Annotated in this window: 11 protein-coding genes; 6 read left to right on the plus strand and 5 right to left on the minus strand. The window is 40.4% G+C overall.

Annotated features, from left to right (window positions below):
* Positions 1-804 precede the first annotated feature (804 nt).
* Positions 805-1290 (plus strand): hypothetical protein, encoded by a 486-nt coding sequence (locus NQT65_RS08580; protein WP_024032946.1) that lies wholly within the window; start codon positions 805-807, stop codon positions 1288-1290.
* 27 nt (positions 1291-1317) lie between these two features.
* Here the strand turns inward: NQT65_RS08580 and NQT65_RS08585 are convergent, their stop codons facing one another.
* Complete coding sequence (locus NQT65_RS08585; RefSeq protein WP_256850953.1) at positions 1318-2520, minus strand: anhydro-N-acetylmuramic acid kinase; 1203 nt, start codon at positions 2518-2520, stop codon at positions 1318-1320.
* Positions 2521-2667: 147 nt separating this feature from the next.
* Between NQT65_RS08585 and NQT65_RS08590 the strand changes: the two genes are divergently transcribed.
* The 3 genes from NQT65_RS08590 to NQT65_RS08600 all read left to right on the plus strand — a co-directional run bounded on the left by NQT65_RS08590 (position 2668) and on the right by NQT65_RS08600 (position 5028).
* On the plus strand, positions 2668-3156 hold the full coding sequence (locus NQT65_RS08590; protein ID WP_256850954.1) for a GNAT family N-acetyltransferase: 489 nt from the start codon (positions 2668-2670) through the stop codon (positions 3154-3156).
* 177 nt (positions 3157-3333) lie between these two features.
* The gene (locus tag NQT65_RS08595) at positions 3334-4362 is read left to right on the plus strand and encodes an NADPH-dependent curcumin/dihydrocurcumin reductase (RefSeq protein WP_256850955.1); all 1029 of its coding nucleotides are present in this window, start codon (positions 3334-3336) and stop codon (positions 4360-4362) included.
* A gap of 48 nt (positions 4363-4410) precedes the next feature.
* Positions 4411-5028, plus strand: a complete 618-nt coding sequence (locus tag NQT65_RS08600; RefSeq protein WP_004586963.1) for a glutathione S-transferase family protein — start codon at positions 4411-4413, stop codon at positions 5026-5028.
* Between the two features lie 154 nt (positions 5029-5182).
* Here the strand turns inward: NQT65_RS08600 and NQT65_RS08605 are convergent, their stop codons facing one another.
* On the minus strand, positions 5183-5851 hold the full coding sequence (locus tag NQT65_RS08605; RefSeq protein WP_008130878.1) for a response regulator: 669 nt from the start codon (positions 5849-5851) through the stop codon (positions 5183-5185).
* Positions 5844-7169 carry a DUF4118 domain-containing protein gene (locus tag NQT65_RS08610; RefSeq protein WP_256850956.1) on the minus strand — a complete coding sequence of 442 codons (1326 nt, stop codon included), beginning with the start codon at positions 7167-7169 and terminating at the stop codon, positions 5844-5846. Before NQT65_RS08610 ends, NQT65_RS08605 begins: the two co-directional genes overlap by 8 nt.
* Positions 7170-7450: 281 nt before the next feature.
* Between NQT65_RS08610 and NQT65_RS08615 the strand changes: the two genes are divergently transcribed.
* Together NQT65_RS08615 and NQT65_RS08620 are read left to right on the plus strand one after the other, a co-directional pair.
* Complete coding sequence (locus NQT65_RS08615; RefSeq protein ID WP_126009513.1) at positions 7451-8104, plus strand: potassium channel family protein; 654 nt, start codon at positions 7451-7453, stop codon at positions 8102-8104.
* Between the two features lie 2 nt (positions 8105-8106).
* Positions 8107-9471 (plus strand): TrkH family potassium uptake protein, encoded by a 1365-nt coding sequence (locus NQT65_RS08620; protein WP_256850957.1) that lies wholly within the window; start codon positions 8107-8109, stop codon positions 9469-9471.
* Positions 9472-9507: 36 nt separating this feature from the next.
* Here the strand turns inward: NQT65_RS08620 and NQT65_RS08625 are convergent, their stop codons facing one another.
* Complete coding sequence (locus NQT65_RS08625; RefSeq protein ID WP_004586962.1) at positions 9508-9816, minus strand: YkgJ family cysteine cluster protein; 309 nt, start codon at positions 9814-9816, stop codon at positions 9508-9510.
* Between the two features lie 45 nt (positions 9817-9861).
* A complete protein-coding gene (locus tag NQT65_RS08630; protein WP_256850958.1) occupies positions 9862-11790 on the minus strand; it encodes a RecQ family ATP-dependent DNA helicase in 1929 nt (642 codons plus the stop codon).
* Between the last annotated feature and the right edge of the window lie 40 nt (positions 11791-11830).

Below are 11830 nucleotides of genomic sequence, written 5' to 3' on the forward strand. Positions count from 1 at the left end.
ATTTCAGTTTTGACTTGTTCAATGAGTGTATTCATGACTTACCTCCAAGTTATGGGATAACCCCAAGGTAAGTGTGGCTCAAATGATAAGAATAGGATCTCCGCGTAGCGGCTTAGTTCAACAATTTTATTAGTGCGCTCATCGCGCATATTTCTGCCGACTTAACGCTCACTTATCTACTTTATATAGTTTTAACAAATTACCTAAGGTATTACTATCACTAAGTTTTCTAAAGTTTTTAGGTAAACTTAAATAATCCAATTTGCGCGCAGCGCTCATTTTCATGAATATATGCGCAAAGTGCAGTTTAACCAATCAATTAACGACGATATTTAGCCAATCTCAATGACCTGTTATCGCTCATAAAGGCCTTACTACATTTTTAGCATAAGATAGCTTGGCTTGTGCGGGCACTCTTTTAATACGGGCTACAACATTCAACCGCAATGCATACCGTATTAAATCAAAAAAGATAAGTATGAAATTTTAATTTGGAATCTCTATTTAATGCTTTGATTAGGTAAAGCCTAAAAAACCAAATTCTATTCCCTATGAAGAGAAGCCTATGAGGAAAACCCAAATAAGGAGCACAACACCATTACTACAAGCCTTGCCACGTAAGGCTCTTTATTCCAGATGTGTGACAAACCATTCCAAAGCCGAATGAGAAAGAACATATAGCGATCTTTTTTGATCAAAATACAGCGATTATCCGATTAAGTGCAATTTGTCATAAAACTGCAATCAAAATAGGTGATAATTTAAACTCGAACTGTATTTTTTATAATCTAGAAGTTGAAGTAAATGAGCACACCAATGACGCAACTCACATTTGCGTTACAATCGTTTGAAGACCCTCTCTCTGCGGCTATGGGCCACACAATGGAATACGAGCAGTTAACCTTGCAAGCCAGTGCTATGCATGAAATAACGCTGCAATGCGTATTGCCTGACGACGCCCACGAAAACGATATTATTTCGCTGAGCGCAACGTATCCCAGTGCCCGTGATGCGCAATACTTTACTGAAAAAGTACTCACTAACGCCGACTTAGAGCGTGGTTATGTGTATTTAACATTAAGTAAAATTACCCAAAGCCACTGCTTAGTAATGCAATTGATGCTGCATGGCTTAAATGCCACTTTAAAAAATAGTTTACAGTTTGATATGCAAGTAAATGCGTTTGAGGCTGGTTATAAAAATCAGCAAGCCCTTAAAAGCCAAACTAAGCCACACGGCGTTAAAAAATACTTTCGTAATATGAGCTCAAGTTTATTTTCGTTTTTTTAATGTGTTGGTATACAAATTTATAGAAACTTAATCAGCAAAACTCACTTTACCCATAGTGACCCCTGCAATACCCTGCGCAGTATTATTTAGGTGCTGCTCACCTGCTAGGCATTCGTTGGCTAAAATGGCAAATAGTACGGCTTCTTTGGCATCGGGGTTTATGCCTAAATCGTCGGTATTTTTAAACGCTTTAATAGTCGGGCACAGCGTATTAAGGTGCGCCATTAATAATGGGTTATGAATACCGCCACCACTTGCGTACACCACACACTCTTTAGCACTTTGCGCGCATTCGTTTAACGCATTTGCAATTACCCTCGCGCTAAACATATTTAAAGTTGCCATTACATCTTCATGGCTTAAGTGCTGTGTATTTGTTTGCTGTTGAGCAGCATATAAATAGCCTAAATTGAATACCTCAGGCCCCGTTGTTTTAGGCAGCGCAAGCTCAAAAAAAGTGTTGCTACACATTGCATTTAATAAGGCTGTATTTACCTTGCCCGCTTTTGCTATTTTTGCGCCATCATCAAAGTGCATGCCTTTAAAATGCTGCTGTACGTACGCATCCATAATGGTGTTACCTGGGCCTATGTCGCTACTAAATACGCTATTTGCATCACCGCTTTTAGGTAAAAACGTTAAATTAGCAATACCACCCATGTTTAATAAAATGCGGTTCTCATTGGGGTTTGCAAAAAATAAGTAATCGCCATATACCGCAAGCGGTGCACCTTCGCCCCCTGCGGCTATGTGTTTTTGCCTAAAGTCGCCAATCGTTGTAATACCGGTAGTAACGGCTATTTGGTCGCTGTCGCCAATTTGTAATGTACCATTAGTAAAGCTTTTATGATTATGCTGCGACTGTGGGCAGTGGTAAATTGTTTGCCCATGACTGGCTATTACATCAATACTTGCTGGATTCACCTGCCAAGTATGTAAGCACTGATTAACCATATCGCCATGGAGTTTACCAACCCACGGGTGTAATAAGGTTACTAGTTCTAAATCACACTCTCGTTTGGCAAATACCTGCTTTATTTTACTTTTATACTCGTTGTTATAGTCAACGGTGGTAAAGTTCAGCACTTCAATTTGCGTATTTATACCTGCGCCCGTTACCTTACACAGTGCTACATCGAGCCCATCTAAGGAGGTACCACTCATTAAACCTATAATTAAACGGCTTGGTTTTTGGGCACTATTATAAAGGGCGGCTATGTGTGGGTGCATAAAAGTATCTTAAACAGGTATCATATTTTGCTTATATTAGAGTACTTTAAAACAAAGTTATAGGCGTAAACGGTTAATCTTTGTGATTGTGCAATCTCTAATTGCTTGCTAAGTTGACCCGTATGCAACAGACACTTAATTAAAACAATGATCACCCTAAGAGACTTTAAACCAAAGGACGCGCCACATATTATTAATACCTTAAACGATGAACAGGTTACGCGCTTTTTATCGTCTAAAATTCCATTTCCGTATACTCAAGCCGACGCCGACTGGTGGATAAACCAAGGCTCTAAAAGTGGAATAGTTAAGGCCATTGTTGTAGATGAGCAATTTGCGGGGTGTATTGGTATCACCCCCGGAGAATTTGAATATAGCCGCAGTGGCGAAATAGGCTATTGGCTTAATAGTGACTTTTGGGGGCAAGGAGTAATGACTCATGCTATTTCGCATATTTGCGATGACGCATTTAAAAGCTCAAACCTAAACCGTATTTTTGGCGCTGTATTTGCTGGCAATACAGGCTCTGTAAAGGCACTCACTAAATGCGGTTTTAAGGCCGAGGCTGTGCTCAAACAGGCCATTTATAAAAATGGTGTATTTTACGATAGCCATATTTTTAGCAAGCTAAAATAAACCGTTTAGAATAAATACTCTGCAAAGCTTGAATTACCAGCCTCGCGCCCAAAGCTCGTGTATTAAGGTACAAATTTTTATTTTCGTATAACTTAGCGCGCATTATTGTTTAGGCTCAACCTGGTTTTAAACGCGTAAACATTCGCTAAGTAAATTCACTCTTAAGAGGAGATTTTTATGTCTGCAACTAGTCGTCAACTTACTTTATCATCACGCCCGCACGGTGCCCCTACCGATGAAAACTTTGAACTTAAAACAGTAGATTTACCAGCGCTTAAAGATGGCGAGGTGCTGCTGCGCACTATTTACCTATCACTTGACCCATACATGCGTGGCCGCATGAGCGATGCAAAGTCGTATGCCGATCCGGTTAATGTGGGCGATGTAATGGTAGGCGCTACCGTATGCCAAGTAGAAGAGTCTAAAAACGATAAATACAGCGAAGGCGAATGGGTACTTGCTTACACCGGTTGGCAAGATTACGCCATTACTAACGGCGAAGGTCTTATGCAATTAGGTAAAGAGCCAGAAAACCCATCGTACGCACTCGGTATTATGGGTATGCCAGGCTTTACAGCCTACATGGGCTTACTTGATATTGGTGCACCTAAAGAAGGCGAAACCGTTGTTGTAGCTGCAGCAACAGGGCCGGTTGGCGCAACCGTTGGCCAAATAGCTAAAATTAAAGGCTGTAAAGTGGTAGGCGTTGCTGGTGGCAGCGAAAAATGTACACATGCCGTTGAAAATCTGGGCTTTGATGCCTGTATTGATCACAAAGCTGATGACTTTGCAGAGCAGCTAGAAAAAGCCTGTGATAACGGCATAGATGTTTATTACGAAAATGTGGGCGGTAAAGTGTTTGATGCCGTATTACCTCTACTTAATACCGCAGCCCGTGTGCCACTGTGTGGTTTAGTGTCGCAATATAATTCTACCAGCCTTCCAGATGGGCCTGATCGTATGGGTATGCTAATGGGGCAATTGCTTACTAAACGTATTAAAATGCAAGGCTTTATAATTTTTGACGATTACGGCGACCGTTACGACGAATTTGCACAAGACATGCAAAAATGGCTACAAGATGGCAAAGTACAATACCGCGAACACATGGTAGAAGGTATTGAAAACACCATTAGCGCATTTAACGATATGCTAAATGGTAAAAACTTTGGTAAAACCGTTGTTAAAATTAACGAGCCACTTTAAATTTTACAAAGCGTTACTGCACATGCAGTAACGCCAACAAGGACTGACATGATTAAACTACACCATTTAAACAAATCGCGCTCAAAACGTATTATTTGGCTTTTAGAAGAGCTGGATGTTGATTACGAAATTGTTGCCTACCAGCGCAACACAGAGACCTTTTTAGCGCCTGACGAACTTAAAAAAGTACACCAATTAGGTAAGTCACCAGTGATTGAAGACGATGGCTTAATTGTTACCGAATCTGGCGCGATCACCGATTATTTAATTACTAAATACGGTAACGGTAAATTTGCACCAAAAGCTGGCACTGCCGAATATGTTGAATATCAACAATGGCTACACTTTGCCGAAAGCTCAGCTATTTTACCGCTACTGCTTAAAATGTTTGTTTTAAAAGATGGCGCTAAAACAGAGTTTTTAGAAAATTACGCCGATGCAGAAACCGTAAAAGTAATTAGCTACTTTAACGACCGACTCCAAGGTAAACGTTATTTAGTCGGCGACACGTTAACCGGTGCCGATATTATGATGTCGTTTATTGTAGAAATAGTTAAAAACTCAGGCCAGCTCGCCCACTTTAAACACCTTGTAAAATACGATGAGCAATTACAAAGCCACGAGAAGTTTCATACAGCTAATGAGCTAGAAGCTAAATACGACTAATTTTATACGCCTATGACTGTGGAAACACAGTCATAGCAAACATTTTTGCTGCTCTGTTTTATTTACACTAATTTGCTCAAGCGTATTAAAATTCAATTAAAAATAATTTATCTGGATCATTGTGCTGTAGAGTAAAACTCTAAAGTTCTCATTTTTAGTCAACCAATCGATAACCCACGGCCGGTTCAGTTAAAATATATTTTGGACTCGCAGGGTTAGCCTCTAGTTTTTGTCTGAGTTGTGCCACATGGACTCTTACGTATTCAGGACGCTCTACATACTGCGCCCCCCAGATATGGCTTAAGATTGCATTATGGGTGAGTACTTTATTTTTATTTTGAAACAGCAATAAGAGTATTGCGTACTCTTTTTTAGTGAGTTTTACCTCACCTCCAGAAGCAGTAACACTGTGTTTTTGCGGATCTATTTTTATATTCCCGCAGGTAAATGCCACACTCGGTTGGCTTTGGGTGCGTAATAAAACCCGAATTCGGGCTAGCAACTCATTCGCGCTAAACGGTTTAGTAATATAGTCATTTGCCCCATTATCAAGCGCTGTGACTTTTTCAACTTCGCCATCTCGAGCTGAGAGTACTAAAACAGGTAAGGCACTCCATTGTCTAAACTCAATTAACCAGTCTTGACCATCCATGTCTAAAAGGCCCAAGTCTAACAATACAAGATCGTAACTTTGCTCACTTAAACGTGCAAAGCCATCTAACCCTTTATCACAAATACTTAGCTCGTAGCCACTGGCTTGCAACAAAGTTTTTAAAAAGCTTTGAAGGGGGGGAGAATCTTCTAATATCAAGATTTTAGTCATTACTTTTTTCCCAGATTAACTTTGCGTACGCCATATTTGTTTCGTTATTAATTGTTAATGTAAATGTGCCCTGATGAAATTTAGCAACCACATCACAAATAATGCTGCCTAACCCAACGCCTTCATTGCTACTTGTTTGCGCTTTAGTGATCACGTTATTAGTGAGAATTAGCTGATAACATATCTTTTGCTGATTGCTACTTCGAATAAATTCAACGCTCACCTTTTTATCACCATAACGCCATGCATTTTCGAGCATATTAGCCAGCGCAATTTCTAACAAAGTCACATCCCCTTCGCATGTTGTCTGAGCGTCTATATTGGTATTTATGACAAAATCAGTGAGTTGCTGCTGCCTTCTAGCTTTAGCTTCACTAAGTAGTGCTTGTAAGTTTATTGTTTGCCAACTTAGGTTTTCACCCATTTTATTAACTCGGCTTAACTCCATTACTTTATCAAAGTGCTCATTTAGTATTTTACTTTGCTCATAAATATTACTCGCTTGCTCTTTTATCACGATGTCACTGAGTGTAATCTCATCATCTGCAAGCATGCTCGATGCGCCCATAATAGTCGCCAGTGGTGTGCGTAAATCGTGAGACAAACTGCGTAAAAGTGCATTTTTAGCGCGCTCTAATTCCGCTTGCACCGAAATAGCAGCCGACTGTTGGCGTAATAACGTTTTTTCATGTACCTGATAAAGAAGCGAAATAGCGGTGTCAGCAAAGGATTTTTGCCCTTGCGTTAACCGTTTAGTAAAATTAAACCCGCCCCAGCTAGGGTTAACTTCACTAAGCAATATAAACTCACTATTGCCCTGCGATGTTGCAGGTATAAATGTACAAGATGCGTTCAAATGCTTACTGATGCGCTGCACAAAGTACTTTTTTTGTTCATCCAGCGTATCTAGGCTGTTTAATTCTTTGGCCAGTTCGTACAAGGTGCGACTATTACTTGCATGTAATTGCACATCCCTAACTTTAGTACTGAGCTCCCCTGCCAATTGGCTGATCACAAAACCAACAATGAGCATAACCATAAAGGTTACTAAATATTCTATGTTTTCAATATGAAAAGTAAAATTTGGAGCAACAAAAAACCAATCTGTACACGCTACACTCACTAAGGTGGTCAGTATGGCAAGACGACGATTACTGCGCACAGCAACCCAAGTCACCCATAATAACTGAAGCATCACGATATCGGTGGTAGTAAACCAATTACGCACAGGGTAAATGGCAATAACAACAATTAATGGCATTATTATTGCCAAAAACAATGCGTTATACCAACGTGGTTTAGCCTCTGCCTGATTCATTAATTATTCCTCTAACATTTGAGCACCTAGATTACTGCCTTTTCGATATTGCCTCTATAAAGTTTTTATAAAGTTTTTTATCTGATTCGTTAAATCTTTATAAAGCTTTTAACGCCTACCTTCATTGTTACTTTAATAACTCATATTCTAACTTCAGCAGAAGGAGTAATAGGTGTGTTGGGTTGGATAAAAACAGTGATGCTTACAGCCTATGTATTAACTGTTTATTGACCAAATGAACTTTACCACTTCTCTCTTTTAACTTTAATTTAGGTATCAACATGGCACATTTTACAGTGATCGGATTAGGTCGATTTGGCATTGCAGCAAGCCTTGAGTTAATTCATTTAGGGCATACAGTCACTGGGGTTGATAGTAACCCTAAACTCGCTGAAAAATATGTTGAGCATTTATCTGAAACTGTTGTTTGCGACTCCACTGATGAAGCCGCACTTAAAGAGCTTGATTTAGCGAGTAGTCAGGCAGTTTTAGTGGCAATTGGGGAAGACATGCAATCGAGCATTCTGTGCACCCTTGCATTAAAAAACCTAGCTGTTAAGCAAATATGGGTAAAAGCGAGCACTAAAGCACATCACACAATTATTTCTAAGCTGGGTGTAACACGCATCATTCATCCTGAAGAAGAAATGGGCGTGCGCGTTGCACAAGCGCTTAATTACCCTGTAGTAAACGACTATATTTCCTTAGGCAATGGCTTATACGTTGTTGAAGTAAGTATAAAAGCGCACTTACATAAAACAAAACTAGGGCATTTACTTAAAGAAATAAAAGGCACTGTAAACCCATTATTGGTCAAGCGCGCAAAGCAAACGTTTGTCGAACTTGATGACGACTTTGAGTTACTTACTTACGACATTTTACTGTTATCAGGTAGCCGAGTCGAACTAAACTATCTTGCACCAAGGCTTTTATAATTATGGTTTTATGGCACCCTCTCAAAACACCTATAGATCGAAAAGCCAATGGGCATAAAAAACTCAATGCGGCTCCACCGCTTGTTCTCTGCTGTAGTTTTTTAATATTAATAACGCTAGGGGCCTTGGCGTTAAAACTACCTTTTGCAACCTATGAGCCTATTTCATGGATACAAAGTGCGTTTACAGCTACCTCCGCGGTGACTGTAACCGGATTAGTTGTAGTTGATACAGGTTCAGTATTTACTCCTTTTGGACAAGGCGTTATTGCGCTATTAATTCAACTAGGTGGTCTGGGTTTAATGACCTTTGCGGTTGTAACTTTAATGGCGCTGGGTAATAAAGTTGGCTTTATTCAAAAAACAGTGACCAAAGCAGCCTTTAATCAAACAGATACATCGACTTTGGTAAATACCGCTAAGTCTGTTTTGCTGTTTGCGCTAGTCGTTGAATCTTTAGGCATTATTATTTTAACGCTGTATTGGCTACCTGAAATGGGTTTACAAAAAAGCTTTTTCCATGCACTTTTTTATACTATTAGCGCTTTTAACAACGCAGGGTTTGCATTGAGCCCCAATAGCTTAATGCAATATGTAGAAGACCCCATTGTAAATTTAACAATTACCTATTTGTTTATTATTGGCGGCCTAGGCTTTACCGTATTAACCGATTTATATAAATCAAAGCGTTGGGCTAAGCTCAGTCCCTACAGTAAATTAATGCTGATCAGCACTGTTATTATTAACGTTATTGCATTGTTGCTTATTTACGTAATTGAATACGATAATCCAAAAACACTGCAGCCGTTATCTGAAATAGGTAAATGGCTAGCAGCTTGGTTTCAAGCCGTTACCCCTCGTACTGCGGGGTTTAATACCATTGCTATTGAAGAGTTAAAAAATGCAAGTACCGCTTTAACTATAATGCTTATGTTTATCGGTGGCGGCTCTTTGAGTACTGCAAGTGGCATAAAGGTCGTTACGTTTATCGTTTTAATATTAGCAACCTATAGCTACTTAAGGCGTGACAAGGGCGTCACCGTGTTACGCCGAGAAATAGACAAAGATTCAGTGTATAAAGCATTGGCCTTAACCGTTATTTCAGCGGGAGTCACTTGGTTGGCTATTTTTACATTACTGGTCGTTGAAGATGCACCTTTTTTAGATATTGCTTTTGAAGCGGTATCGGCACTGGGTACGGTAGGACTTTCACGCGGTTTAACGTCATCGTTATCACCGCTGGGGGAGTTTATCATTATGTTTTTAATGTTTATGGGCAGAATAGGCCCGCTCACTCTCGCCTACTTTTTAGCAAGTCCACGAAGTAAAAAACTAAGATACCCAAGCGCACAACTCTCTATTGGTTAAAAACACAAACGCGGGTTTATTAGTTAGTCCGTATTTTTAAATACCCGCTATTTCGCGCTCTGTAATACACTCGTTTGAGGCCATTTCAAACTCGCGGCACGTAAGTGGCCGGTTTTCGTAAATGGTACACATTAGGGTATTGCGGTCGAGTGCTTGGCACCAGCCGTCGTCTGCGCGTTTCATTACTTCGCTGCCCCATTTGTCGTAATCAATGTACTGAAAAGGCACGCCCGTGTCGGTCACTATGCGCACTTCTAATTGACAGCAACATGCCTGGCAATTAGCGCAGGTTACGGGCTCAGGTGTAGAGGAAATAGTTTTACTTGGAATAACAGTATTAGGCATAGTGACTTACTTTTTTGAATAAGCCACTAGGATACAGTAACTAATTTAACGCGCTAGTAGTTTTGCTTTTATATCGCTGTAACGCATCTGCTCACAAAGCGCAAAACCACTCAGTTGGCGCACTTTATTACGTGCAAATAATGGCACGCTCATGCCCGCTAAAAAGCGGCACTGAGTTTCAATACCTACACTGTGAATACCTTTTGTTGCCATGTGCGCTAAAAACTCATCCACTTTTTGATAAACAACGTCATCGGCAATGTGAGCAGGCTCTATTGAATACTCAAGTTTTACAGCATTACCACGGCATACACTGCAATGCCCGCATTGCACTGGCGCATTTTGGTCGTCAAAATAGCGCGCCAAGTTATAGCTTAAGCAACTTTGTAGCTCAAAAAAGCGTACCAATGCAGCTATACGTTTAATCTCAGCTTGTTCTTTTTCGATAAAATAACTGTGTAATTGTTTTGCAAGTTCAGGGTTATTTATAACCTCACTATGCACTTTGTAAACTTGGGTAATACGTTTGGTTTCAAGGGTTATTAGGTTTTTTTCGGCTAAGTAGTCAAGCGCTGCCACTACGCGTTTACGGTCAACTTGGGCGGCTTGGGTAAGTGTGTCGAAATTAAGCGTGCCCCATATTTTTTTAAAATCGGTGTGGCTAAATATTTGCGTTAAAAAGGCTTGGCGCTGCTCGTCAAACTGGCTAAGTAGCTCGTTTTTATCAACCAAAAACTTGTATTTAAAATCGGCGTAATAGGCGTACTGCGGCGTTATTGCACCTTGCATTTCTAGTTGTACCAGCAAGGTTTTAAGCGCTAATTGGCGAATGTTACTTTCGCTCGATAAGCTGTATTCTTGCATTTCCCATTGCTGCGGCTGGGCTTTAATATCGTTAATTACGTATTCAATGCCGCTCAGCTCAGGGGTGTCGCCATACACAAAGTTTTCTACTGTGTTTAGGCCATCTAAATTAGCCAAGGTGTAGCAGTTTGATGGGTTGCCATCGCGCCCTGCGCGTCCAATTTCTTGGCTGTAGTTTTCAATCGATTTTGGTAAATCGTAATGAATAACAAAGCGTATATCTGATTTATCAACGCCCATACCAAAGGCTATTGTTGCCACAACAACGTTAATTTTACCCGCCATAAAATCATCTTGAATTTGCCAGCGTAGTGTATCTTCAAGCCCTGCATGATACGCAACCGCCTGAATACCTTGCGCACTTAGCGTATTAGCCACTTGCTCAGCACTTTGCTGAAGCGTTACATACACAATACCTGGGCCATTTTGCGCACGCACTATGTTTGTAAGCTCAGTGTTTTTATCAGCCGTTTTTACACTTAGCACACTTAAATCGAGGTTAGCGCGGTAAAAGCCGGTTTGTACAATACACTCTGGGGCAATATTAAAACGCTCGCTCATGTCGCGTTTTACTTTTTTAGTGGCTGTGGCGGTAAGTAATAGTACCAGTGGAATATTTAGCTCTTCGCGGTATCGCGGTAATTTAAGGTAGTCGGGTCTAAAGTTATGGCCCCATTCAGATATACAGTGCGCTTCGTCTACCACCAGCATAGACAGCGCAACTTGGCTTATAAACTCTCTAAAACGCTCGTTTTTAAAACGCTCAACCGACACCATTAATACTTTAATTTTACCATTTCGCACATCGTTCATTACCGTGCTGCTTTGCATTTGGTCTTGGCTAGAATCAAGGCTTGCCGCGTAAATACCTTTGCTATTTAAAAAGCTAATTTGATCTTTCATCAATGCAAGTAAAGGCGACACCACCAAGGTTAAGTTTGGTAAATGCATAGCCGTTAGCTGATAACACAACGACTTACCCGAGCCCGTAGGAAATATAGCCAATGACGACTGACCATTTAAAAGCTGCTCAATGGTTTGCTGTTGCCCTGCTCTAAATTGGCTAAAACCAAAATGCTGCTCAAGTGATTTAATTAATGGCGTGGTCATAAATATCCTTTTTGGCTAGGGAATAGGCTTTAACAGCAAA

Source organism: Pseudoalteromonas agarivorans, from assembly GCF_024518735.1.
GTDB classification, from domain to species: Bacteria; Pseudomonadota; Gammaproteobacteria; order Enterobacterales; family Alteromonadaceae; genus Pseudoalteromonas; species Pseudoalteromonas atlantica.